The organism is Caballeronia sordidicola, from assembly GCF_000729995.1.
GTDB lineage: Bacteria > Pseudomonadota > Gammaproteobacteria > Burkholderiales > Burkholderiaceae > Caballeronia > Caballeronia sordidicola_A.
Genome location: NZ_JNFG01000032.1, coordinates 21,592 through 43,321, shown reverse-complemented (window position 1 = coordinate 43,321; position 21,730 = coordinate 21,592). Strand labels below are relative to the sequence as shown.

At 59.1% G+C, this 21,730-nt stretch carries 24 protein-coding genes, 1 tRNA gene and 1 pseudogene; 11 read left to right on the top strand and 15 right to left on the bottom strand.

The genetic code is table 11. The features are described 5' to 3' along the window. Positions 1-28 precede the first annotated feature (28 nt). The 3 genes from FH08_RS0126650 to FH08_RS0126640 all read right to left on the bottom strand — a co-directional run bounded on the left by FH08_RS0126650 (position 29) and on the right by FH08_RS0126640 (position 4,943). Positions 29-2,044 carry a DNA topoisomerase IV subunit B gene (locus FH08_RS0126650; RefSeq protein ID WP_031361284.1) on the bottom strand — a complete coding sequence of 672 codons (2,016 nt, stop codon included), beginning with the start codon at positions 2,042-2,044 and terminating at the stop codon, positions 29-31. Positions 2,045-2,380: 336 nt separating this feature from the next. Continuing rightward, positions 2,381-4,315 carry an ATP-binding cassette domain-containing protein gene (locus FH08_RS0126645; RefSeq protein ID WP_031361283.1) on the bottom strand — a complete coding sequence of 645 codons (1,935 nt, stop codon included), beginning with the start codon at positions 4,313-4,315 and terminating at the stop codon, positions 2,381-2,383. Positions 4,316-4,538: 223 nt separating this feature from the next. Beyond that, a complete protein-coding gene (locus tag FH08_RS0126640) occupies positions 4,539-4,943 on the bottom strand; it encodes a DUF4399 domain-containing protein (protein WP_075583385.1) in 405 nt (134 codons plus the stop codon). Between the two features lie 375 nt (positions 4,944-5,318). Between FH08_RS0126640 and FH08_RS0126635 the strand changes: the two genes are divergently transcribed. After that, positions 5,319-5,501 (top strand): rubredoxin, encoded by a 183-nt coding sequence (locus tag FH08_RS0126635; protein ID WP_031361281.1) that lies wholly within the window; start codon positions 5,319-5,321, stop codon positions 5,499-5,501. Positions 5,502-5,536: 35 nt separating this feature from the next. Here FH08_RS0126635 and FH08_RS0126630 read toward each other — a convergent pair whose 3' ends face one another. Further along, entirely contained in the window at positions 5,537-6,301 is a 765-nt protein-coding gene (locus tag FH08_RS0126630) for a class I SAM-dependent methyltransferase (protein WP_235210510.1), read from the bottom strand. A gap of 17 nt (positions 6,302-6,318) precedes the next feature. Beyond that, entirely contained in the window at positions 6,319-7,122 is an 804-nt protein-coding gene (locus FH08_RS0126625) for a DUF4239 domain-containing protein (RefSeq protein WP_031361279.1), read from the bottom strand. 159 nt (positions 7,123-7,281) lie between these two features. Here FH08_RS0126625 and FH08_RS0126620 point away from each other — a divergent pair, with 159 nt between their 5' ends. The 3 genes from FH08_RS0126620 to FH08_RS0126605 all read left to right on the top strand — a co-directional run bounded on the left by FH08_RS0126620 (position 7,282) and on the right by FH08_RS0126605 (position 11,565). Next, complete coding sequence (locus FH08_RS0126620) at positions 7,282-7,566, top strand: hypothetical protein (protein WP_031361278.1); 285 nt, start codon at positions 7,282-7,284, stop codon at positions 7,564-7,566. Between the two features lie 433 nt (positions 7,567-7,999). Then, the gene (locus FH08_RS0126615) at positions 8,000-9,199 is read left to right on the top strand and encodes a GGDEF domain-containing protein (protein WP_031361277.1); all 1,200 of its coding nucleotides are present in this window, start codon (positions 8,000-8,002) and stop codon (positions 9,197-9,199) included. A 443-nt stretch (positions 9,200-9,642) separates the two neighbouring features. Beyond that, positions 9,643-11,565 (top strand): hybrid sensor histidine kinase/response regulator, encoded by a 1,923-nt coding sequence (locus FH08_RS0126605; protein ID WP_031361276.1) that lies wholly within the window; start codon positions 9,643-9,645, stop codon positions 11,563-11,565. A 255-nt stretch (positions 11,566-11,820) separates the two neighbouring features. Here FH08_RS0126605 and FH08_RS0126600 read toward each other — a convergent pair whose 3' ends face one another. Further along, positions 11,821-12,942, bottom strand: a complete 1,122-nt coding sequence (locus tag FH08_RS0126600) for a sensor histidine kinase (protein ID WP_031361275.1) — start codon at positions 12,940-12,942, stop codon at positions 11,821-11,823. A 123-nt stretch (positions 12,943-13,065) separates the two neighbouring features. Between FH08_RS0126600 and FH08_RS0126595 the strand changes: the two genes are divergently transcribed. After that, the gene (locus FH08_RS0126595; RefSeq protein ID WP_035567211.1) at positions 13,066-13,464 is read left to right on the top strand and encodes a response regulator transcription factor; all 399 of its coding nucleotides are present in this window, start codon (positions 13,066-13,068) and stop codon (positions 13,462-13,464) included. Positions 13,465-13,716: 252 nt separating this feature from the next. On the opposite strand, the gene FH08_RS0126590 is transcribed toward FH08_RS0126595, so the two are convergent. Further along, positions 13,717-14,496 carry a hypothetical protein gene (locus FH08_RS0126590; RefSeq protein ID WP_051888567.1) on the bottom strand — a complete coding sequence of 260 codons (780 nt, stop codon included), beginning with the start codon at positions 14,494-14,496 and terminating at the stop codon, positions 13,717-13,719. 109 nt (positions 14,497-14,605) lie between these two features. On the opposite strand from FH08_RS0126590, the pseudogene FH08_RS53550 reads away from it, so the two are divergent. Then, positions 14,606-15,356, top strand: a pseudogene (locus tag FH08_RS53550) (IS30 family transposase); the annotation flags it as partial. Between the two features lie 118 nt (positions 15,357-15,474). On the opposite strand, the gene FH08_RS0126580 reads toward FH08_RS53550, so the two are convergent. Further along, entirely contained in the window at positions 15,475-16,434 is a 960-nt protein-coding gene (locus FH08_RS0126580) for an SOS response-associated peptidase family protein (RefSeq protein ID WP_031361272.1), read from the bottom strand. Positions 16,435-16,820: 386 nt separating this feature from the next. Here FH08_RS0126580 and FH08_RS0126575 point away from each other — a divergent pair. Both FH08_RS0126575 and FH08_RS0126570 read left to right on the top strand, forming a co-directional pair. After that, a tRNA-Arg gene (locus tag FH08_RS0126575) sits at positions 16,821-16,895 on the top strand. A gap of 243 nt (positions 16,896-17,138) precedes the next feature. Continuing rightward, positions 17,139-17,399: a hypothetical protein gene (locus FH08_RS0126570; RefSeq protein ID WP_031361271.1), complete on the top strand. Its 261-nt coding sequence runs from the start codon at positions 17,139-17,141 to the stop codon at positions 17,397-17,399. 83 nt (positions 17,400-17,482) lie between these two features. On the opposite strand, the gene FH08_RS52650 is transcribed toward FH08_RS0126570, so the two are convergent. From FH08_RS52650 to FH08_RS0126545, 5 genes are all read right to left on the bottom strand, one after another. Continuing rightward, the gene (locus tag FH08_RS52650; protein WP_160172507.1) at positions 17,483-17,659 is read right to left on the bottom strand and encodes a hypothetical protein; all 177 of its coding nucleotides are present in this window, start codon (positions 17,657-17,659) and stop codon (positions 17,483-17,485) included. 187 nt (positions 17,660-17,846) lie between these two features. Further along, a complete protein-coding gene (locus tag FH08_RS0126560) occupies positions 17,847-18,125 on the bottom strand; it encodes a hypothetical protein (RefSeq protein ID WP_031361270.1) in 279 nt (92 codons plus the stop codon). Between the two features lie 37 nt (positions 18,126-18,162). Continuing rightward, positions 18,163-18,336 carry a hypothetical protein gene (locus FH08_RS52645; RefSeq protein WP_160172506.1) on the bottom strand — a complete coding sequence of 58 codons (174 nt, stop codon included), beginning with the start codon at positions 18,334-18,336 and terminating at the stop codon, positions 18,163-18,165. 105 nt (positions 18,337-18,441) lie between these two features. Next, the gene (locus tag FH08_RS0126550; RefSeq protein WP_031361269.1) at positions 18,442-18,645 is read right to left on the bottom strand and encodes a hypothetical protein; all 204 of its coding nucleotides are present in this window, start codon (positions 18,643-18,645) and stop codon (positions 18,442-18,444) included. A 43-nt stretch (positions 18,646-18,688) separates the two neighbouring features. After that, positions 18,689-18,910, bottom strand: a complete 222-nt coding sequence (locus FH08_RS0126545; protein ID WP_031361268.1) for a hypothetical protein — start codon at positions 18,908-18,910, stop codon at positions 18,689-18,691. Between the two features lie 280 nt (positions 18,911-19,190). Here FH08_RS0126545 and FH08_RS0126540 point away from each other — a divergent pair, with 280 nt between their 5' ends. Both FH08_RS0126540 and FH08_RS52995 read left to right on the top strand, forming a co-directional pair. Further along, positions 19,191-19,589 (top strand): DUF1090 family protein, encoded by a 399-nt coding sequence (locus FH08_RS0126540; protein ID WP_031361267.1) that lies wholly within the window; start codon positions 19,191-19,193, stop codon positions 19,587-19,589. Between the two features lie 94 nt (positions 19,590-19,683). Continuing rightward, positions 19,684-20,028: a hypothetical protein gene (locus tag FH08_RS52995; RefSeq protein WP_200878791.1), complete on the top strand. Its 345-nt coding sequence runs from the start codon at positions 19,684-19,686 to the stop codon at positions 20,026-20,028. A 17-nt stretch (positions 20,029-20,045) separates the two neighbouring features. Here FH08_RS52995 and FH08_RS52640 read toward each other — a convergent pair whose 3' ends face one another. Both FH08_RS52640 and FH08_RS0126525 read right to left on the bottom strand, forming a co-directional pair. Beyond that, positions 20,046-20,213, bottom strand: coding sequence for a hypothetical protein (locus FH08_RS52640; RefSeq protein ID WP_160172505.1), 168 nt, complete (start codon positions 20,211-20,213; stop codon positions 20,046-20,048). 136 nt (positions 20,214-20,349) lie between these two features. Further along, entirely contained in the window at positions 20,350-21,033 is a 684-nt protein-coding gene (locus FH08_RS0126525; RefSeq protein WP_031361265.1) for a TetR/AcrR family transcriptional regulator, read from the bottom strand. A 172-nt stretch (positions 21,034-21,205) separates the two neighbouring features. On the opposite strand from FH08_RS0126525, the gene FH08_RS0126520 reads away from it, so the two are divergent. Next, positions 21,206-21,703 carry a hypothetical protein gene (locus FH08_RS0126520; RefSeq protein ID WP_235210509.1) on the top strand — a complete coding sequence of 166 codons (498 nt, stop codon included), beginning with the start codon at positions 21,206-21,208 and terminating at the stop codon, positions 21,701-21,703. Positions 21,704-21,730 lie beyond the last annotated feature (27 nt).

Below are 21,730 nucleotides of genomic sequence, written 5' to 3'. Positions count from 1 at the left end.
GTGTCACGTGCGCCGAAGCATGAAAGCGTCAAATATCGGCTTCAACTTCGTTGCCCTTCTCCTCGAGCCAACTGCGCCGCGACGCCGCTTCGCCCTTGCCCATCAGCATCGTCATGCGTGTGACCGTGTCGTCAAACCCGAGATCGCCGACTTGAACCGGCAGCAGGCGGCGCGTGTCCGGGTTCATCGTGGTGTCCCACAATTGCTCCGCGCTCATCTCGCCCAGCCCCTTGAAACGGCTGATCGACCATTGCGTCTCGCGCACGCCGTCCTTCCTCAGTTTGTCCAGAATCGCCTCGAGCTCACCTTCGTCGAGTGCGTAGAGCTTTTGCGCCGGTTTCTTGCCACGCGCGGGGGCATCGACGCGAAACAGCGGCGGCCGCGCGATGCACACATTGCCCTGCTCGATCAGTTGCGGGAAGTGCTTGAAGAACAGCGTGAGCAGCAAGACCTGGATGTGCGAGCCGTCCACGTCCGCGTCCGACAGGATGCATATCTTGCCGTAACGCAGATTCGAGAGATCGGCTTTCTGGTCCAGGCTGTCCGGACCGTGCGGGTCCACGCCAATCGCCACTGCAATGTCGTGCACTTCGTTGTTCGCGAACAGCCGGTCGCGCTCGGTTTCCCACGTGTTCAGCACCTTGCCGCGCAACGGCAGAATGGCCTGGAACTCCTTGTCGCGACCCATCTTCGCCGAGCCGCCCGCCGAATCGCCCTCGACCAGGAAGAGTTCGTTGCGCGAGATATCGGTCGATTCGCAATCGGTCAGCTTGCCGGGCAGCACTGCCACGCCCGAGCTCTTGCGCTTCTCGATCTTCTGCCCGGCGCGCGTACGTGCCTGCGCCTGCCGGATTACCAGTTCCGCGAGTTTCTTGCCGTACTCCACGTGCTGGTTCAACCACAGTTCGAGCGCGGGCCGTGTAAATGACGACACGAGTTTCACTGCGTCGCGGCTATTGAGGCGCTCCTTGATCTGCCCTTGAAACTGCGGATCCAGCACCTTCGCCGACAACACGAACGACACCCGCGCAAACACGTCTTCCGCAAGCAGCTTCACGCCCTTGGGCTGAAGGTTGTGCAGTTCGACAAAACTCTTGACCGCTTGGAACAGGCCGTCGCGCAAGCCCGATTCATGCGTGCCGCCCGCGGGGGTCGGAATCAGGTTGACGTACGACTCGCGCAACAACGGGCCTTCTTCACTCCACGCGACGACCCAGGTTGCGCCCTCGCCTTCGGCGAAGGTTTCTTCATTCGACTTCGCGTTGCCCGCGAACCGCTCGCCTTCGAACAACGGGATAAGCAAGTCGCTGCCGCCCATGCCTTCGAGCAGGTAACCCCGTAACCCGTCCTCGTATTTCCAGGTTTGGCGTTCACCGGTCTTTTCGTTGATGAGCACGACTTCAACGCCCGGCAGCAAGACCGCCTTCGAACGCAAGAGCCGCTGCAATTCCCCGACCGGCAGGTTCGGCGAGTCGAAGTATTTCGGATTGGCCCAGGCGGTGACACGGGTTCCTGACTTCTTCTCGCCGCGGTTCATGGCACGGGTTTCGAGCGGCTTCACCACGTCGCCATTCGAAAAGCCGAGATCCGCGACCTTGCCGTCGCGCCACACGGTCACATCCATGCGTGTGGACAACGCGTTCGTCACCGAGACACCCACGCCATGCAGGCCGCCGGAAAACGTATACGCGCCGCCAGCGGCCTTGTCGAACTTGCCGCCTGCGTGCAGGCGCGTGAACACGATCTCGACGACCGGCACGCCTTCTTCCGGATGCATGCCAAACGGGATACCGCGTCCATCGTCTTCGACAGACACCGAATGATCGGCGTGCAGCGTGACCGTGATCTGCTTGCCGTAGCCGCCGAGCGCCTCGTCGGAGGCGTTGTCGATGACTTCCTGAATAATGTGCAGCGGATTTTCGGTGCGGGTGTACATACCGGGCCGTTGCTTGACCGGCTCGAGGCCCTTGAGCACCTTGATCGATGCTTCGCTGTATCCGCTGTTCTTGCCGCCGTCGGCGGCGCTGGGTTTTTTCGTGGACATGTCTGGACGTGGGTCCGGCGGTCCGGGTGGCCGCGGCTCGAATCCGGTAGCGGAATTCAGAGAGCGGCCACGCCGGACAACCGGCGAATGCGTGAACATAGCGGGCCAACCCGGCCAACCGAGACTAGGCCGGCCGCGCCGGATTGCGCGTTATTAACCTGGAACCGCGACGGCCTCCCGCCTGACTACAGCGTTTCACTACAAGGTGTCACCACGGTGTAACCGTGGCAATCCTTCGCAAATCCTGCTCGCGGCCGTGCGCCCGAAAACGCGACGTATTTTACTGTTTCCGACAAATTTTTCGATATGGGAAAGACGCCAGTCCCGAAGACCGGCTTACTTGCGCTTTGCTTCCAGTTCTTCCCACCGTTCGAGCGCGACCAGCAATTCCTCGTCGATAGCCGCATGCCGCGCGCTCAGCCGCGTGCCTTCTTTCGGATCTTTCGCGTACACCGATCCATCTTCGAGCTTTGAAGCAATCGACTTCTGCTCGGCTTCGAGCGCCGCGATCTGCGCGGGCAACGCTTCCAGCTCGCGCACTTCCTTATAGGGCAATTTGTTCGAGCGCTGCGAATTGCGCCCCGCACCGCTGTCCTTCGGGCCGTCTTCCTTCTTCGCCTGCTTCGCCGTGTCACGGGCGGCGTCCAGAGCGATTCTCTCCGAACGTTCGCGCTGGATCTGCCAGTCGGTGAAGCCGCCCACATATTCGCGCCACATGCCGCCGCCTTCGGACGCAAAGACCGACGTCACAACGTTATCCAGGAACTGGCGGTCATGGCTCACCAGCAGCACGGTGCCGTCGTAATCGGTGAGCAGTTCTTCCAGCAGTTCGAGCGTCTGTATATCCAGGTCGTTGGTCGGCTCGTCCAGCACCAGCACGTTCGCGGGCCGCGCGAACAGACGCGCGAGCAGCAGCCGGTTGCGTTCCCCGCCCGACAGCGAGCGTACAGGCGAACGCGCGCGCTCCGGGGCGAACAGGAAGTCGCCGAGATAACTCATGACATGCTTCTTCACGCCGTTCACCTCAACCCATTCACTGCCGGGGCTGATGGTGTCGGCGAGGGTCTTGTCGAGGTCGAGTTGCGCGCGCATCTGGTCGAAATACGCTACCTGCGTGTTCGTACCGGTGCGCACCGTGCCTTCGTCCGGCGCGAGTTCGCCAAGAATCATCTTGAGCAGCGTAGTCTTGCCAGCTCCGTTCGGACCGATAAACCCGAACTTGTCGCCGCGCATGACGGTCGCGGTGAAGTTGTCGACAATCGTTCGATCGCCGTATTTCTTCGTCACGTCGGTCAGTTCCGAGACGATCTTGCCCGAGCGCTCGCCTTGACCCACGTCCAGCTTCACGTTGCCCTGCACGTTGCGGCGTTCGGCGCGCTCATTGCGCATTTCCACCAGCCGTGCAATACGCCCAACGCTGCGCGTACGCCGCGCCTCCACGCCCTTGCGAATCCACACTTCTTCCTGCGCCAGCAGTTTGTCGAACTTGGCCGCTTCGACCTGTTCGATCTCAAGCTGCTGCGCCTTGCGCGTCTGGTACGCGGTGTAGTTACCCGGATACGACAGCAAGCGTCCGCGATCCAGATCCACGATGCGAGTCGCTACTTTGTCGAGAAAAGCCCGGTCGTGGGTAATGAACAGCAAACCGGTGCGCAACGTGACCAGCATTTCTTCCAGCCAGCGAATGCCGTCGAAGTCGAGGTGGTTGGTCGGTTCGTCCAGCAGCAGCACGTCAGGTTGCACGACCAGCGCACGCGCCAGCGCCACGCGCTTCTTCATGCCGCCCGAGAGCGCGCCCGAACGAATGTCGCCGTCCAGCCCGATCTGCTGCAGCGTGGTCGCCACGCGAGTTTGCCAGTTCCAGGCATCGTGCAGGTCGAGCGAAGACTGCAGCGTGTTCATGTCATGCAGCAGCGCGTCGTGCTCGGGACCTTCGGGGGTATCGGCGAGTTTGTGCGCCACGACGTCATATTCGTCGAGCAACTCCCGCTCGTGGGACAAGCCGGACGCGACGACGTCGAACACCGACGCCTCCAGGTCGAACTCGGGTTCCTGCGGCACGTACACGGTCGTGAGCTCGTTTTGCCGCGTGATGAGGCCGTCGTCCGGCTTGTGGAGTCCGGCGATAATCTTCAGCAGCGACGACTTGCCCGCGCCGTTACGGCCGATCAGGCCGACGCGTTCGCCCGCTTCGAGTGAAAAGTCAGCGTGATCGAGCAACGCAACGTGGCCGAACGCGAGTTGCGCGTTCGAAATGGAATAAAGCGACATGGGAGGCAGCCGGAAAAGTGCAAATACTGGAAGGGGCCATTGTACCGGTCTTGACCGGCGTGCCTGGAGGCCGCTTACAGGTCCTATGCCATCAGGACAAGGCGAGCGGCGCAGTAGGTTGAAAAATAAGCCGCAAAAAAAACGCGGCCGCGCCGCGTTTTTGAGATGAGCGCCAGTCCCAGAGCGGCCTCGCCCCGATCGGTGAAATCCGGCACAACAATCTTTATTTCACGTGGATCTTGATCGTCTGGCTCATTTCCGGTCCAAACGACTGGTGCGCGCCGTCGCCGAATTGCAGGGTGAGCGTGTGATCGCCCGGGGGCAGCGTCACGTCCGCTTCCGTCTGCATCTTGCCGAAATGCAGCGATTTATCGTTCATTGGGATCACGAGACCCTTTTGCATCGGGCCTGCATCGATCAGCAGATGGTGATGACCTTTTTGCGGGTCTTTATCGCCGGCCGGCGCGAGCGCCATGCCCTCCAGGCCGAAGACCACATGCACCGGGCTTGTGACGGTCGCGCCGTCTTTCGGTTCGACGAAAAACACCCGGGCTTGCTGCGCGTGCACCGCAACGGCCACAAGGAAAACGCTCGACAACACCGCTCCCGACAACAGTTTCTTGAACATCATTTTTTTGCTCCCAAGAGAATGCGGCTGCCTGATCAACTACCGGGCAGGCCAAAACGGTTTCGTGCGACATGCTTGGCGTAACACGCGCTGCGCTTGGTCCGACGCAGCACGATCCTCCAGACGCCACGCAAAGGACTCAAAAACCGCCGGGGAGAGGATACACCGAGCATAAGAAATCACGCAGATCCATGCTTTTACGCTGCCCCGGCGCTGTTCCACTTCGATGAACCGGTTCCGACATTCCGGTACTATGCGGGTCGCCGAATGTTTCGGCGACCGCGTGCGGTGCGCCCGAAAGGCGAACTTTCGGGCATTCAGCCGCCGAGTCGAATATTTAACGATGTTTTGTCGAACGAGAAAAAAGAGTCTGTCGTGAGTGAAGTTTTAGAATATAAAAGCTGGGTTTGCCTGATTTGTGGCTGGATATACAACGAAGAAGACGGTTTGCCGGAAGAAGGCATTGCGGCCGGAACCCGTTTCGCCGAGATCCCGGATACGTGGCGTTGTCCGCTGTGCGACGTCGGCAAAGACGATTTCGTAGCGGTCGAGTTCTGATCCGGCTGCAGGATCAGGTCGTTGCATTCGTCGATTCAGCGCGCGACCCCAATTAGTTCCCGGCTCGCGGCCGATACCGCTGCTCCATCCCAGTCGCCCTGCCACACGAGGTGGCGGAACCCTGCGGCTTCGAGCTGCGCGGTGAGTTCGTCCTGAGTGCGAAAGCGCAGTTCGCTCGCGGACGTCAGCGTCTCGCCTGTCGCCTCGAATCGATAATACGTGTTGAAGCGAATACCCGACTCCGGGCTTGCGCTCACGTCGTCCTGCCACACCTCCACCTCGCCGACCCCGTTCACTTCGATCAACCTGCGTGATTGCGCGGGCGTCCAGAAATCCCACGCTCGCGCGGCCGGATTACGGCTCTCGAACGCCAGGGTGCCGCCGTCGCGCAGCGCGTAGCGGGCGGCTTTGAGGGTATTGAGGAATGCGGTGTCGTCGAGAAAAACTTGCGCGACGTGGCCCGTCATCACCAGCAGGTCGGCAGGAGGCAGCAAGGCGAGCGCGCGAGCGTCGCCTTCAATCCACTGAACGCTATCGCCGTTCGGCCTATGTCGCGCCACATGCAACATCTCGGGCGCGGGATCGACCGCCATCACCCGATGCCCCCGCGACGCCAGTTCGCACGCGAGCAAACCCGTTCCGCAACCGAGATCAATCACGCGCTGCATGCCTGCAGCCAACGCCAGGTAGAAGTCGGTATCGGCGGCGAAGGGATTCAGGGTGTCATACAGCGCAACCAGGCGCGGGTCAGTGTAGAGCGTGGATGGCATCAGAAAATTGGGCGGGAAGTTAATCGTCACGTTAAGCGTCAAGCGTTTCAGCGGCTGAGATAAGCAAGCGCGTCGCGCATCGACTGGCTCGGCACGAGGATGGAACCCGTGAACGGTGTGTCGAGATCGAGGATCACGAGCACCGTGGACGCTATCGATAACGCCCCGAGCATGATCGTAACCAGCGCCAGTGCGTTACGTGGTGCGATCAGTCCGAAGCAAAGGAAGATGACGAGCAGCCAGAAGACGAGAATCCGGTCGAACGGCGACGAAGCCGAACCGCGCGCTTCCTCCACGATCTTCCAGCGTTGCTGGATCAGCCGGTCAAACCGGTCTTGCGCTTCTTCGGCAAGCTTCTGGTGGAACTGATCCGTCGGCTGCAACGCGCGAGTGTATCGTTGCGCTCGTTCAAGCATGGCGCCCAGCGCGCGGCTGTCAAGATTGTCTGTGCCTGTGCCCGGCACCAGCGTCTTCTCATAATAGTCGCCGGGAGGCGGCGGTTCCTGCGCCCAGGTGGACGCAATCGCGGCCGCCGTGTAGGCGCGCAGGATCCGGCGAGGAACGTCGGCATCGGGGCCGTACTCGCGCAGGGTGTTATCGAGTTGGATCAGCGCGGCGGCGTAGGTACGGATGTCGGTCGTGGTGGTATCGAAGGTTGTTTTCGACGATGCCGTCAGCAAACCCAGCACGAGCGCCGCAAACGTTACCAGCATGCCGACCACCAGCTTGAGCAATTGCACGGTTTCATGCGCCTTGTGTTCCTCAGGCAGCAGCGGGCGCACCATCACGCCAAGCCCCGTGGCCGCGAGCAGGCACAAGAACACGACGACAGAGGTTTCGAGTTCGGTCATGGCGGGAGCCGGGTGACATTTGTATTATCGGATGAAGTAGCGGGTTATTCCAGACGAATGAGTCAATGCAGCGGGGTGCGGCGTGACTCAGTTGACCCCGTTATGAGTTGGCCACGATAATCGCCAGTTCTGCTTGTTAATCGACCGGTGAGAGAAGGCATGAAACGGACGAAACACTGGGTTGCTGCATTTGCTTTGGCAGCCAGCGGGAGCGTGTTCGCAAACGTCGCCGCCGATAACGTCATTCGCAGCGCGGCGCCGCCGAGCGACCGCGTCAGGGGCAACGAGTGCACGGACAAGACGATCAAACCATTCGCGCGGCCAAAAGACAGCACAGTGTCCGACGATATGTTGCGAACGGCGTTGACCCTGATCTCGGGTTTTGCGCGCGGCAGCAATCCTGGAGCCGCGACTCGCGTGTGCGGCGATCAGTCGGCGCTTTAGGTTGTTGCCTCAAGATTCCCGACTTCCCAAGCCCGTCATTCCCGCCTTGCTCGAGCACTTCTTTAGCAGACCTGATTCGAGCGGTCGCGCAAACCCATCGCGCCAACCCGCTCCGCTGCTTCACGCTGCGCCAAAGCTATAAAGCAGCTGACAGCCAGAACGGCGCTCCGCTCAGTGCGCGGCCAGGAGAATTCGAGCGGAGCACGCCGGCTAGTCCCGGCTGATTCCAGCGTTGTGAACAAATGCCGCTCCGCCAGCGCGCGCGAACGCTGGATCGCCGCAGATTTCTATGAAGATTTAGTGCCAGAGCGTATTATCTCAGCCTCGGCGGCGTCGTTCAGCACCTTCGTACAACGCGAAAACGAGAGTGTCAGGCGCTTAACCTATTCGGCCTCGCGCGGATCTTTTCGGTCACCTTGCCTACTGAAAACCTATGTTCAGTTCTGTCACTCTCTACGTTGTCGGAATCATGTCCGGCGCGATCAGCGCAGTCGTATTCGGCTCGCTGGTGCGGTCCAGGATACCTGGATTGTTTCGCTGGATCAGTGCAAACGTCCTGATTGTGGCCGCACTTGTCGCATTGGCGTTCAGTGACAGTTCACCGACACCGCTCACGGTCGTATTCGCAAGTTCCCTATTCGCCGGCGCCGCATTCCTCGTACTGCAGGGTTGCCGATTATTCTTCGGCCTTCGACCTTCGCGGCTCCATGAAGTTGTGGCGTTCGTGCTATTGGTGGCCGGCATTGTCCACTGGAGCTTTTTCTCGCCGAATGCGGATGCCCGGATTGTCGTGATGTCCGGCTTCCTCGCCTATGTCCGTCTGATGGTGGCCTGGACCACCTATACGAAGAGGCCGCTGCATCGACCGGGATACAGTTACCAGTTCGTCGCGATTGTCGCCGCAGTCGGCGGGTTCGTTCATATTGCTCGCGGGCTCGCTGCTGGCCTTGGCTGGGAACATCACACGCGGTTTCTCGAGCCAACGCCAATGACCATTGCGTTTCTCGCGCTCGGCATTGTCACCCTGCCGTGTCTCTCGATCGGCGCGCTCATGCTTGCCTATGACCGCATGGCGGAGAGGATGGAGCGGCTGGCGGCTATCGATGAGTTGACTGGCGCCCTCGTGCGGCGCGAGTTCATGGCTCAGGCCGAGTTGCAGCTGGAGCGCACCAACCGCACAAAATCCCGGTTCGCGGTTGCAATCCTCGACATTGATCACTTCAAGGCAGTCAATGACGCTCACGGCCACGCGGCCGGAGATCGCGCACTCGCTCACTTTTCCTCGATTGTGTCGCAGGGCATCCGGCGAGGAGACATTTTCGGGCGGCTTGGCGGGGAAGAGTTTGCGATATTGTTCCCTGAGACAACCAGGGCGGACGCGCTCACGCTGGTGAACAGTTTGCGCCTGCATCTGGCCGCGTCGACGCTATCCGTGCTTCACGGAGAACTGACGTGCACCTTCAGTGCCGGCGTGGACGAATATCAAGCTAATGAAATGCTGGCAAACCTGATGGCGCGAGCCGACGCAGCGCTCTACTCGGCCAAGGCCATGGGACGAAATCGCGTCGTCTCTGCGGTCTCCACGGGCGACGAGACGGCCGACGTCACGAAGGACTCACCGAAACCGACCTGACCGTTTTTTGCGGGGGCATGTCAGCCCTTCCCTCGTTATCAGCGAGCCCGATTGTGGCAGCGTAGGTATCGCGACCGGCATAACGGCCGTGATCGATTGCGTCTTCCCCGCTCGAGCGCCGTGCCTGGCACCCTTCGTTTTAAACGTCAGAAAAAAGCGCTGTTCTGAACCCGAATTTGATCGAACGGCAAGAGGAAGACGGCTTCAATCCGCTTCGTTCGCGAGAGCATTCCCAGTCGATCGCAGAAGCCCTGACGCAACCGGGCACTGAAAAGGAAGCTGCGTGGCACGGTTTATTGCAGTATCTGAGATCCTGAGGTCTTTGAGGTTAATATGAATCTTTCGCTCGCCTTGCCTAGAATACAAAGGTAATAGCGTGCGCCGATTTTTGCGACGCAGCACCCTTTGATTACATCTCCACTAGAACACGTGGACCTAAAATAATGAAATCTGAAGAGTGCGGAAAGATCCGTGATCTGAGCGAGGAACAGCGCTTTCAACTACTCGTCACGGGCATCACCGATTACGCCATCTACATGCTGAACCCTGAAGGGATTGTCAGCAGCTGGAACGCCGGGGCGGAACGGTTCAAAGGGTATGCTGCGCACGAGATCATCGGCCAGCACTTTTCCCTGTTTTATACCGAGGAGGACCGGCGCTCGGGCAAGCCGACGCGGGCATTACAAACCGCCCGCGAACAGGGAAAGTTCGAAGATGAAGGCTGGCGGGTGCGAAGGGACGGCACGCGTTTTTGGGCAAGCGTCGTAGTCGATCCGATCTGGGGTCCCTCAGGCGAGCTGATCGGCTTCGCCAAGATCACGCGCGACATTACCGAGCGTAAAGCGGCCGAAGAGGCGTTGCGCGAAAGCGAGGACAGGTTCCGCCTGCTCGTTCAGAGCGTGACCGATTATGCGATCTACATGATCTCCCCGACGGGCGTGGTCACAAACTGGAATGCTGGCGGCGAACGCATCAAGGGCTACAAGCAAGAGGAAATCGTCGGTTCGAATTTCGCCGTCTTTTATACCGAAGAAGACCGGGCGAAAGGTCTGCCTGCTCAGACTCTGACAACGGCCGCAACCGAAGGGCGGTTCGAACAGGAAAGCTGGCGTGTACGGAAAGACGGAACGCGATTTTGGGCGCACGTCGTTGTCGACGCGATCCACGACGAGGCGGGAAAACTGCTGGGATTCGCCAAGGTCACGCGGGATATAACGGAACGAAAGCAGGCGTTGGAAGCCCTTGAGCGGGCCAATTCAGCGCTTTTCCAATCGCAGAAAATGGAAGCGATCGGCCAGCTCACCGGGGGCATTGCCCACGACTTCAATAACCTGCTGGCGATCATCTCAAGCAGCGTGGATGTGCTGGCCACGCGAACGCAAAGTTACGCCGACAAGAAAGTACTGGATGCCGTGCGGCGCGCCGTCGATCGCGGTGCGCTCATGACCCAGCAACTGCTTTCTTTCGCCCGTCAGCAACCGCTCATGGTCGAAAATTATGACCTGAACGCGGTGATCAGCAGTTTCGAACCCGTGCTTCGTCGCGCGGGAAATTCCGCCATCGAGATGAAAATACGGCCGGCGCGTGACGCCGGGACCGTTTCGCTGGATGCCGCCCGCTTCGAGGCGGCGTTGCTGAACCTGGTTGTCAACGCGCGCGATGCGATGCCCGATGGCGGAAAACTGGAGGTCATCGTCGAGAGTGTGCATTTGGGTGTTGGGGAGGTGGGAAATCTGGCGCCGGGTGCTTACGTCTGCGTTTCTGTCTCTGATACCGGCTCCGGCATGCCGCCGGCGGTGGTGGCACGGGCGTTCGAGCCGTTTTTTACGACCAAGGAAATTGGCAAGGGCACGGGGCTGGGCCTGAGCCAGGTCTATGGATTCATCGCCCAGTCCGGTGGCGACGTCGTGATCGACAGCGAAGAGGGCAAGGGTACGACCGTCAGCATGTACTTGCCCGTGGTTGAAGGCGCGCCAGATGACAGGATTGTCGCGGCTGACGAGCGCGTGGATACGGTCCTGATAGTGGAAGATGAGCCGGACGTACTGGACGCGGCGGGGCAGCTTTTTCGCAGCATAGGCTACGAGGTCGCGACTGCGGCCAACGGCGTCGACGCAATGGCGATCCTGGAGCGCCGTTCCGATATCGACATCCTGTTCACCGACGTAGTCATGCCGAAGGGCATGAGCGGTATTCAACTGGCGCGCCTGGCGCGCGAACTCCGTCCCGATCTCAAGGTGATACTGGCGTCGGGCTATCCGCTTCCAGCATTACGCGCGCAGTATGGACGCATCGACGATTTCACCTTCGTCGTCAAACCGTACCTTTTGGCTGAACTCGCCAAGGCGCTCAGGGCTGCGAGCTAAACTGACACGCCGCTTTTCGCGTTGAAGCAAAGCGGCGTGCGTTTTGAATCAGTATCGGTCTGGGGCAAAAGCGGAAGGGCAATACAGATGTGGGCATGGCTACGTCCTCCTTGCGGGCTGAATTAAGGCAGACAGCCCGCGTCCGCTAAAGCGCACTAATACCCGCCTGGATCAAGTCGTGGCGATGTAGGCAACGGTCTTGCTGTTGAAATCGTCACGTCCTTTAGAAAGTCAGCGCCGAAAACATGCCGCGCATTATTTGCGACGCGGCAGACGCACAGCGAACACCGTTTCGGCCTCGTCAGATCGCGCGTCGATGCCACCGCCGTGGGCCTTGGCAACCTCACGCGCTATATAGAGCCCGAGCCCCAAGTTGCCGTCTGCGTCATATTTGTTCTCTTGATCCGGGCCTCGCCGGAGAGGATCAAAGATCTGATCCAGAACCTGTTGCTCGATGGCGTTCCCGTTATTCTTGACCTCGAAACGGACTTCCTGCTCCTCGCCGGTGATTGTCACCCTTACCGGCGCGTCTGGCGTTCCGTACTTAATCGCGTTCAGGACCAGGTTGCCGAGCAACTGCTGCAAACGCCGGCCGTCCCAGACACCCTGGGAGTCCCCCTCCACTTCCAGATCGATCTGGTGGTCCGGGTGCGCTGCCCGCACCAGGTTCAATTCGTCGGCAAACAGATCGGCCAAGTCGACGTTGGTTGGAGAGATATTGATACCCAAACCCAGTTTGGTTCGATTGAAATCGAGCATATCGTCCAGCAGCGCTTGCATGCGAGCGCCGCTGTGGATCAAACGGGTCGCGGCTCCCGACACCTTTTCCCCCGCGTTCAGCGCCGCCAGATAGCCCGCTGTCATCTGAATGGTCTGGAGCGGACTGCGCATGTCGTGCCCAAGCATGCCAAGCAAGAGATTACGAGCCTGGTCTACCTGGGCACTGAAAAAGCTGATCGATTCGGCAAGCGCCTGGTCGATAGCCTCGTTGAATCGCATGATGTCATCGGGATTGGGCGTCTTGGGCTGACAGGCGTCCATCCACAACCGAAGAACGCTTGCACGCAGTGCGCGGTACTCGGCGGTCAGTTGGTTGATTTCGAAGCCGCTGCGCGCGCGCAGGACCGCATGCGTCTGTGCAGCGGTCTCCGAGGCTCCGATCAGTTGCGGGGCGCGGCCCATCGACTTTTCGCTTTGAGCTTCCCTGGTCTGGGAGGTCGTTAAGTCCTTGGCTACAGCCTCCAGAATTTGTTGCGCATGGTCCCGCAATTCCAGCGATTTCATGCTTGCCGCTGCTGGGAACAGGGTGAGAGCGAACGCCTCCCACTGTTCCAGGATCGTTTCCATGTCGCGCAAAATGAAGTCGGCCAGCCGCATGTCTGCTCCAACGAAAAGAGTCTTTTGAAGTATTTGCTGAACTCATGGTACGCGCATGTTGCTCACATAATTCTATTAGGCCTTCGAATTGCTGCGCATTAGGAGCAATGCGGAGAAAACTAAATGTCAATTGCGAAGCCGGACCGGCTGCTCATCGCCGATGATGACCCGAATCTGTTAGCGGCTTACGTGCTGTTCTTCGAGGCGTACGGTTACGAAATCCGAACCGCGGGAGATGGGGAGGACGCGCTCGCAGAATACGGTGCCTGGCATCCGAGGATAGTGGTTCTCGATATCCAGATGCCCCGTCTGGACGGTTGGGCAGTGGCGAGGGCAATCCGGAAACTCAAGGCTGGTGTGGTTCCGTTGCTGGTGGCGGTGTCGGCTCTGTCTGGGCCGGCGGATCTGGCCGAGTCGGTTAAATCAGGGTTTGACCATCACTTTGTGAAACCCGCCGAGCTGCCGGTTGTTTTGGCGGCGATAGTGGCAAGGGCAGGTGCTTACGGCGTGAGCTCTTCGTAGGTCGAAGCTGCGTACACAACGCGCCTTGGATTTTGTAGTCGGGCGTTTGTGGCTGTTTTTTGGGCAGTGGCGGTCGATTGCGGGAGTCTGTCGTGGGGCACCTCGCGTCAAAGCGACTTTGCAGGGCGTCGCCACGGACAATCAGATAAGGCCTCTACTCGCTGCTATAGAAAATCTGCAGCACGCAAACATCCCCAACAGCATCAGCGATGCTCCTATTCAGGCCGACGTGGCGCCACTTCTTGCGAAGGCCTAGTCTCGCGCCATGCGCCGCAGTCTCATTACGTGCAAACGCTGGGAGATACCTTTGAACACATTGCCCTCGTGCGGATCACCGAAATGCAGCAGTGCGGTACAGCGTACGCTGGACGGCAGGCAGGCCTCGTTCGCGTGGAATGAACGCATGCCCCAGAAGAAGTAGAGATTGCCCGGCGTCAGCGGCACGATTTTCGCTGAAAGCCATCGTTGCACGCGCGGCAAACGCCACGTCCGCTTCAGCAATCTTTCTACCATTAGTTTTTCGAGGATGTTGACAATCGCAAAGCGCCTCGCTTCGCGTAAATTCGGGAACATGATCAGATGGCCTCGGGGTTCATCCGGGCCGTTGGGGATCAAAATCGGCAGCAGTACGGTTACAACATACGAGTCGTAGTGAAAGTTGAGCGCGTGACGCAGCCCGTGCGTGCCGGTCAGCCCGCGCAGAACGGGAAAAATCCGGTCGCTGGGCGGCGATGCGCGCATCTTCCGTTCGTAAAGAGATCGCAATAGCGCGCGAAAGCCCGCGTCCTCAAATAGCGGATTGAGGCAGGTATCGGCGATCCATGCCTCGCCTTCAAGGCCGAAATATTGGCCGCTATGCTGCTCGATCTGCTGAGCGACGAAACTGCGCATCTGCGTGAGAATCGCTTCCGGCACGACATCATGCAGTATCCCTACGCCGGAATCGTCCATTGATTCGGCCAGTGCCTGCGCGCTCTCGACGCTCACCGGTAAGAATCCGTCGAGCGGCAACGCGTCATTCAATGCGGTCATCTATTTTCTCTTGGTCTTGTTTTGACAGCGAAATGCGAGTTCATACGCGTCTTACGAACCTTGGCGGAAAATTGTGTAGTCTTCCGTACGAATTCGCACAGATGAACCGATTGAGCACCGGATGCTGGCGCACAGCGTGGCAGGCAATTTGCTGCAGTGCTCGCCGCAGCAGATTGCCGGATGGCTCAAGCGCGCGTACCCGGACAATGAGGACTACCACGAGACTGTCTCTATCGCGCTCTCTTCATATAGGCACGTGGTGCCCTGAAGAAGGAGTTGCCGGAGCACCGGCGGCGTACTCGGGCTATGTGCCGTTCGCGGCACCACACGCAGAAGACGGCAGGATTCGCGACACGGTATCGAGCAGCGAACGCCCCCCCGCAGTTGAAGACCGCGCCGTAGCGGGCCACTGGGAAGGCGATTTGCTGTGCGGTAGTGGCAGCGGCCAGATAGCGGCGCGCGTCGAAGGCCAAACACGCTACGTCATGCTGGTTAAGATCCCCAGCGAGGATAGCGAGACGGTCATCAATGCACTCATCAGGAATCCGTACAAGTTACCGCAGGCGCCCTATAAGTCGATGACATAGGATCGGGGAACGGAAATGACCGGGCGCAAACGTTTCACCATGGCCACTGATATGAAGGTTTATTTCTGCGATCCCCACCAGCCATGGCAGCGCGGATCCTACGAAAATGCGAACGGGCTATTGAGGCGGTATTTGTCCAAGGTACCGACCTGTCAGTGTATTGCACAGGCCGAACTCAATGCCGTGGCGAGACGATTGAAGGAGCGTCTGAGAAAAACCTTGGACTACGAAACGCCAGCAGAACAATTCCCGCAAACGATTGCGTCGACCGGTTCAATCCGCCGCCGAACAGATACGACCAAAGTCATTTGGTCATTTCCCGTGTGCCGAGAAACGTGCTTGTTCGGCACCGCTCCGGGTCGTTCTATCCTCAACATAACAGCGAGCTGGTTCAGGCCGCCATCCGGTATTCGTAATAGGGTCGGTTGCGGTCGTCGAGAATGGCGTGCTGAGCCACGAGGTTCGCAGGATCTGGATTGAGCCACGCGTCGATGTGTTCAGGCTTGATGGGGATGATGCAGCGGTCGTGGCCGGCAAGCGCTATTTCCTGCGGTGGGTCGTCTGTGATGGCCGCGAACGACAGCAGGTCAGGATCGCCCTTCCCTTTCCAGTGCGACCACAGGCACGCGATCAGCATTTCTTGAGGCGGGTTAGGCCTGAATTCCAGGACCACGTTTTCATCTTTCTCCCCCTCAAGCGGCACGCGATTTTCGAGCCGAGACCGATTGACGTTTTCGTAGAATGCGGTCACTAGCATCAGGCCGTGCGTATAACCAAAAAGCTCCTTCCAGAAACCCTCCAGGTTGTCCCGCCGCGCGTTGTAGGTTCCGGGGTATTTCACGTCGTAGATCGCGGGCTTGCCCGCCGGCCTGCATTGATAGCGCATCGGCTTAATGACGCGCCGACCATTCTCCATCACCATGACGGGAGCGTATTGACCGGGGAATATCCGCGAGTCACGCTCCGCTGGTTCTGTTCGACGCAGGTCGTCGAGCCGGCGCATCGTGCCATCGATCTTGCTAGCGCCGATCCGTTTGCTCTCGATCGCCGCCTTTGTGGTTTTCGTCTGGAGTGTGCGCTCTGCATCAGCGAGCCGTGTGCGCTGCTTGAACAATTCCTGTTCAAGCTTCGTTATCTGAGTTGAGTCATATCGCTCGATCAGCTCCTTGATACCGCGCTCATCCTCTGTTTCCGGATTCATGAAGGTCACATCCATGCCCTTGGCAATCTTCGCGCCGCTGCCCTGGACACGCTCCCAGTAGAGTCGCGCGAACTCCCTGATATCGATGTCAGGACCGAACATCTTCACGTACTTGCGGTAGTCCGCCACGATCTGCGCCGAATAGCACATAGTGCGACCTCACATTGGAAGCTTCATCGCATGATGGAACGTTCCGCAGCCTGTTGTCACTCCGCAATCTACCGGACGATCGGCGACACCACGAGTTTCGAGCGAACGCCGCGCGTCCACGCCAGAGCCGCACTTAGGATTTAAACGTCTTTGATATACTCTGCCCGCTGCACCGGATCTATGCTCGCCAGCGTTCGGCGACGGGTAAAATCGACGCCGTAGTCTTTGCCCCGAAACCGTTGTTCGGCGGCAAGGTCGAGAAATACATAGGTTCACAGTGCGTCACGGCGCTTCGTTTAGGAAGAAGCAAATCAGCCGAAAGCGTACATTGGGCAAGGCCAAAGCCGGTATCCTCAAGGCTTGGGTCCGCCCACTGAAATATCCATCTCCCCGTAGTTCAATGGATAGAACAAGTGCCTCCTAAGCGCTAGATGCAGGTTCGATTCCTGCCGGGGGGACCATCGCTGCATCCCACACCGTCTCACCGAATCTCCAAGCCCCGTAAGCCTTGCGCTACGGGGCTTTTCGCTGCCGCTATCGTCCGGCGGCATTGTGCCGGTATCTATCCCGACACCAACACCGCCAAGCCGCGCGCTTAAGCGACCTGGACCGCTTATCCCACTGCACGAAGGCCCCGGAAAGCGCTACTCTTAGCGAGCCCTGTTTCGCCTCTCAGGGTGTCGATTTTTCTCCGGGACCCGACCATGGCCACGACCTTTACCGTTTTCAGGGCTCAACTCAACATGCTGCTTCGCGATCAGCCGCGCGGCGTGACCGCGGACCTGACCGATTTTGCAGTTGCTTATTGGAACGGGCGTCAGGTGGTGGGCGCCTACTTGCGTGACGCCGGCCATGTCGATGAAGTGTTCGACCTGGACGAGAACGCTTTCGAGCAGTGGCGTGATGAGTTTGTCGCGTGGCTGGACGAACCGCGCTTCACACGACGGCCTGACCTGCTGGCGTAGAAAAGAAGGAAGAAAGGGAGAAGCCGCCGTCCGATGCCGGCGGATATCAGTGCGCTCTGCTACTTACCGCGGCGCACACCGACTTACTGCGCACCGATCCAGAATTCGTCATCGAGTGCCTGGAAGAAAAACGTTTCCAGTGCTTCCTCCGACAAATCGTCGATCGTAATACCGCGCAGGCGGCAAAGCACGTGGAGGGTCTCGTCAGCAGCAATGACGAGATTGCGAAACGCGGTGGCGGTGGGGTTGGTCGTGTTCATGCATCCGCTAACGGCCTCTACTGACGAAACTTTAGACCCACACGCGCGATATTTTCAATTAGTCGCATCAAGCCTTACCACGGCACGCCAAGGTAATACCCGGTAAGCAGTCTGCGCCCAGGCACCTCGCGTAAAAACACCCGACGCGCATGATGAACACCGCCCACATCGGCGTCAAAAACAATCCCTAGATTCGCCCACCGATATAAGCCCCACCACCGAGCTCATCTTCAAGCGCATTGAAAAAGAACTCGCCCAATTGCGCATCCGACAAACTATTGAGCGGAATCTGCCTCAGGCGGCAAAGCAATTCCAACGCTTCGTCGGCGGCATTTAGTGCGATGCGGGTATCGGTATAAGAGAGCTTGTCGAGTTTCATAAGCGAAATAACGGTACGGGTCGAGGACGCTTTAATGCGTCGCTGAAACCCTGCAAAACCACGCCCTGCGATCCATGGCGGATTCACAGCGCGACTTCCTGTTCCCGCACGCAGTCCTTCCCACTCACCAGGGGCCGATGATGTCATCGCCAAGTGCATTGGAAAAGAACTCGTTGAGCTCGTCATCGGAGAGCTCTTCGATATCAACCCCACGCAGGCGGCAGATCAGTTCGAGCGTTTCACCCGCAGCTCGGATGAGATCGCGGGAGGCTTCTGGGGTGGGTTGTTTAGTATTCATGCCAACACTAACGGCGCCGCTGCAAGGAACTTTAAGCCCGCATTCCGCATGCGTTGAGCAGCAGCGCGGAGCAGCACGCGTGAACAAGTTCGAACCAACAACCCGTCACTCCGGCTCAACCGGAAAGCGTCGGTTCAACTCACGCTTCGCCCAGTGCAGCGCTTCGTTTTCGGCGACATTGCTGGTCGGCGCCATCTCTCCGGCATTCGTCTTCAGCGGCAAGCTGCCCGCCTGCACGGACCAGTCCCAGCGGGTGCCGCGTTGTTCGACGAACACGTCGATGACATGTTCATTGTGCATATAACGCATGGCTTCTCCCTTGGCAGGACGCGATCCTAGCATGATGACGCCGTCAGGCTTCGTGCTCGTCGCACCAGTCGAGCGCCCACGCCCGAGCGCACGCGATGGCATCGCCGTCGTTATCGAACGCATCGATATCGCCTGATTCGTGTTTTTCCGGATGCGCGTCGTCCGCTGTCGGCATGTGGATCATGCGAGCCTGCGCGTAGTACAAGCCATCTTGATCGTGTCGTGAGCGACAGTCGATGTGAAAGCCCTTGTAATCGAAACGCATCGGCGTATTCCTCGCAAAAATGTAAACGTTTGGCCAGTTCCAAACAGGTTCGCGCAAGACGCGTTCCGCATCGACGCAGAACAAGGCATTACCAGCCATCGCATTGCTCCCATCGGTCCCCACAAACTCGTTAAAATACGCCGACCTTTGGCCGGACGAATAAATGCGCGAGCGTTATTCAATATCCGTCCCGACCGAACAAAAGAACATCTCGTACAAGTTAAGTACCGATTAAGTACCGTTTGCACCCTGCCCAATCTCGTCAGCCACGGATTCCGCTATGAAATTGCTTGCCGCCGTCGCCTTAAGCCTGTGTTTGTCGACCGCTCATGCCTCACAGGAAACCGATGCCTGCGATGCCCATCGCCAGGCCCTCGAACGGCAGATGGCTACCGCGCTGAACCAGGACAACACGGCGCAACTCGACGCCCTGCAAGCCGACCTCAACAAGACCAACGCCGAATGCACGCCCGACGCGATCGCGCAAAAACGCGCAGACGCAGTGAGACGCCACGACAGCGCCGTGGCCGAGGCCAAGAATCGTTTGCGTGACTGGGAAGCGGAATTGGAGCGTGCCAGGAAAAAGGGCACGGATCAGCTGAACATAGCGGCCTGGGAGCGCAAGGTGAACCGGGCGCGCGCCGACTTGGACCGGGCAGTGGAAAGACCCATCCAATAAACTGCCTAATAAGGGTTTGTACCAACCCGAAATTCGCTAAAGGTTTAATCATCGATGCCGTTAGGCATTGATGACCTCCGTCCTCGACATCGACATGAAACTCCAGGGCGCGCCCTCCGCGCTGATGGCAGACCAGGAACTGACGCACCTAGAGCTGGTGCTGCGGCGTTCACTGCTCGACGACGCGTTGTGCCCCATCATGCCGCCGACCTACTGGCGCGAACGGCTTGCACTGCTCGCGCGAAGCTCGCATCTTTCGCACACGCAGCTCCAGACGATTCATCGGCTGTATCTGCAGATCGACGCCTGCGAGGCCGGCAACCGGACACTCGATACCGCGCCCGAACTCACGCCCGATCGAAAGTCGCGGATAACTTCAGTGCCACGCATGGTCCTGCAGGCGGCCCCCGCTCGTCCGTTCAGGAAAGACCGCTCTTAAACCGGTCACGCAGACGCTCAATGGCGGTGCCGAAGCCACCACTCGCGTAACGTGCCATACCCGGCGTGACTGCGGCGGCGCAGCATGCGATCGCGGAATTCGTCACGCCAATCGTGCGCCAGCACGGCGATCGCGAGCGCGGCAAGCGCCGCCAGCCCGACGAGGATATTCGCTAAACCCTCCATGGCGTCCTCCTTTTCGGTCGACTGCCATGGTTAAAGCATAGTTCACCCGTCCAGAATCGGAGCGTGGGCAGCGCATTAAATCCGCTCGTGGCATGTTGGCCGGGGCGTTCTTCGCGCAGCGCAACTGCCGATCAACTTAACGCTGCATGAACCGCATGACCGCGTCGACAATCATCTGGCGATGCCGGGCCCGCGATCTCGCGCCGGATGGATCGCGCCCGAAAGCGGCGGTGAATGTATGCCGGTTCGCGACGCGATGAAAACACAGCGAACTGATAAACAGATGGAGATCGACAGGGTCAATATCGCCACGAAACTGCCGCGCCGCCACGCCGCGAGTGATCAGGTCCGCGATGGTTTTCACCACACTCGCATTGCGCGTCCTGAAGGTCTTCAACTGGCTGACGTACTTCGCCCCATGAATGTTTTCGATGGTCACGAGACGGACGAAATCGCGGTGTTTATCGTGGAAGTCGAACGTGAATTCGACGAGCTCACGCAAACCCTCGCGCGGGTCTTTGGTATTGAGATGCAGCGACTGTTCAAGCGCGCGGATCTTGCCGTACGCCTCCTCCAAGACCGCTTCGTACAGCCCTTCCTTGCTGCCGAAGTAGTAATACAACATGCGCTTCGTTGTATTGGTGCGTTCCGCAATGGCGTCGACCCGTGCGCCGCTTAAACCCATCGCCGCGAACTCCTCGGTCGCGATGTCGATAATGTTTCGTTTGGTTTGTTCCGGGTCGTACTTTCGTTTGATGTCCGGTGCCTTAAGCACATGACCCGAACGGCCCGGCGCTCCAACTTTGCTTGCCGTTTTCATCGTTTATTGTGCAGAGCGCCTTAGGTTGGAAAATATTTTAGCATGGGCATTCGGGCGTTCATCGCAGAGGGACTCTTCACGAAAACCCTTGTTTCAAGGGGCTTCGCCGCGGTTTCGCTATACTTCCGCAGGATTTTGAAGACCCCGGTTGCGCGCCCCCACAAGGAACAGAATGACTCGTCGAAAGACTCACAAGCAAGCCCTGACCCGCGTTGCGTCGGCCTTCAACTCGATGCTCAAGCCGACCCTGATTGCATGCGTTATTGCAGGTGGCGCGTGTGCACTGTCATCGATCGCCAGCGCGCAAAATGCGCCCGCCCAAGATCCGTTTCCCGCTCAGACACTGCCGCCAGGCCATCCCGCGGTGCAACAGCCGTCACCGCAAAGTCTCGCTGCCGAAGGCGTGCGCACGAGCGCCAACATTGCACGCGGCGCCGCCGATATCTGCCACATCGACCGCGTGAAGATCGACAGGTTCAAGGTAATGACGCGCAAGAGTTTTCCCGCCGCGCCCGATTTCGACGGCGAGTGGAATCTCGGCTACACGGAAGCGCAAGCGACGGTCGATCGCTTCGCGGCAATGAAAACCAATAACCCCACCGAGTACGCAAAAGAGACTGGTGAGGCTTGCCCGGCGTTGACGCAGGGTATCGACGAAGTGACGAAATAAGCGACGAACCAAGTGCCGAACTAAGCC

Bases quoted from the DNA above. Each gene is read 5' to 3' on its own strand.
- FH08_RS0126650 (WP_031361284.1), bottom strand. From the start codon at position 2,044: ATGTCCACGAAAAAACCCAGCGCCGCCGACGGCGGCAAGAACAGCGGA.
- FH08_RS0126645 (WP_031361283.1), bottom strand. From the start codon at position 4,315: ATGTCGCTTTATTCCATTTCGAACGCGCAACTCGCGTTCGGCCACGTT.
- FH08_RS0126640 (WP_075583385.1), bottom strand. From the start codon at position 4,943: ATGTTCAAGAAACTGTTGTCGGGAGCGGTGTTGTCGAGCGTTTTCCTT.
- FH08_RS0126625 (WP_031361279.1), bottom strand. From the start codon at position 7,122: ATGACCGAACTCGAAACCTCTGTCGTCGTGTTCTTGTGCCTGCTCGCG.
- FH08_RS0126620 (WP_031361278.1), top strand. From the start codon at position 7,282: ATGAAACGGACGAAACACTGGGTTGCTGCATTTGCTTTGGCAGCCAGC.
- FH08_RS0126615 (WP_031361277.1), top strand. From the start codon at position 8,000: ATGTTCAGTTCTGTCACTCTCTACGTTGTCGGAATCATGTCCGGCGCG.
- FH08_RS0126605 (WP_031361276.1), top strand. From the start codon at position 9,643: ATGAAATCTGAAGAGTGCGGAAAGATCCGTGATCTGAGCGAGGAACAG.
- FH08_RS0126600 (WP_031361275.1), bottom strand. From the start codon at position 12,942: ATGCGGCTGGCCGACTTCATTTTGCGCGACATGGAAACGATCCTGGAA.
- FH08_RS0126595 (WP_035567211.1), top strand. From the start codon at position 13,066: ATGTCAATTGCGAAGCCGGACCGGCTGCTCATCGCCGATGATGACCCG.
- FH08_RS0126590 (WP_051888567.1), bottom strand. From the start codon at position 14,496: ATGACCGCATTGAATGACGCGTTGCCGCTCGACGGATTCTTACCGGTG.
- FH08_RS0126580 (WP_031361272.1), bottom strand. From the start codon at position 16,434: ATGTGCTATTCGGCGCAGATCGTGGCGGACTACCGCAAGTACGTGAAG.
- FH08_RS0126570 (WP_031361271.1), top strand. From the start codon at position 17,139: ATGGCCACGACCTTTACCGTTTTCAGGGCTCAACTCAACATGCTGCTT.
- FH08_RS52650 (WP_160172507.1), bottom strand. From the start codon at position 17,659: ATGAACACGACCAACCCCACCGCCACCGCGTTTCGCAATCTCGTCATT.
- FH08_RS52645 (WP_160172506.1), bottom strand. From the start codon at position 18,336: ATGAATACTAAACAACCCACCCCAGAAGCCTCCCGCGATCTCATCCGA.
- FH08_RS0126550 (WP_031361269.1), bottom strand. From the start codon at position 18,645: ATGCGTTATATGCACAATGAACATGTCATCGACGTGTTCGTCGAACAA.
- FH08_RS0126545 (WP_031361268.1), bottom strand. From the start codon at position 18,910: ATGCGTTTCGATTACAAGGGCTTTCACATCGACTGTCGCTCACGACAC.
- FH08_RS0126540 (WP_031361267.1), top strand. From the start codon at position 19,191: ATGAAATTGCTTGCCGCCGTCGCCTTAAGCCTGTGTTTGTCGACCGCT.
- FH08_RS52995 (WP_200878791.1), top strand. From the start codon at position 19,684: ATGAAACTCCAGGGCGCGCCCTCCGCGCTGATGGCAGACCAGGAACTG.
- FH08_RS52640 (WP_160172505.1), bottom strand. From the start codon at position 20,213: ATGGAGGGTTTAGCGAATATCCTCGTCGGGCTGGCGGCGCTTGCCGCG.
- FH08_RS0126525 (WP_031361265.1), bottom strand. From the start codon at position 21,033: ATGAAAACGGCAAGCAAAGTTGGAGCGCCGGGCCGTTCGGGTCATGTG.
- FH08_RS0126520 (WP_235210509.1), top strand. From the start codon at position 21,206: ATGACTCGTCGAAAGACTCACAAGCAAGCCCTGACCCGCGTTGCGTCG.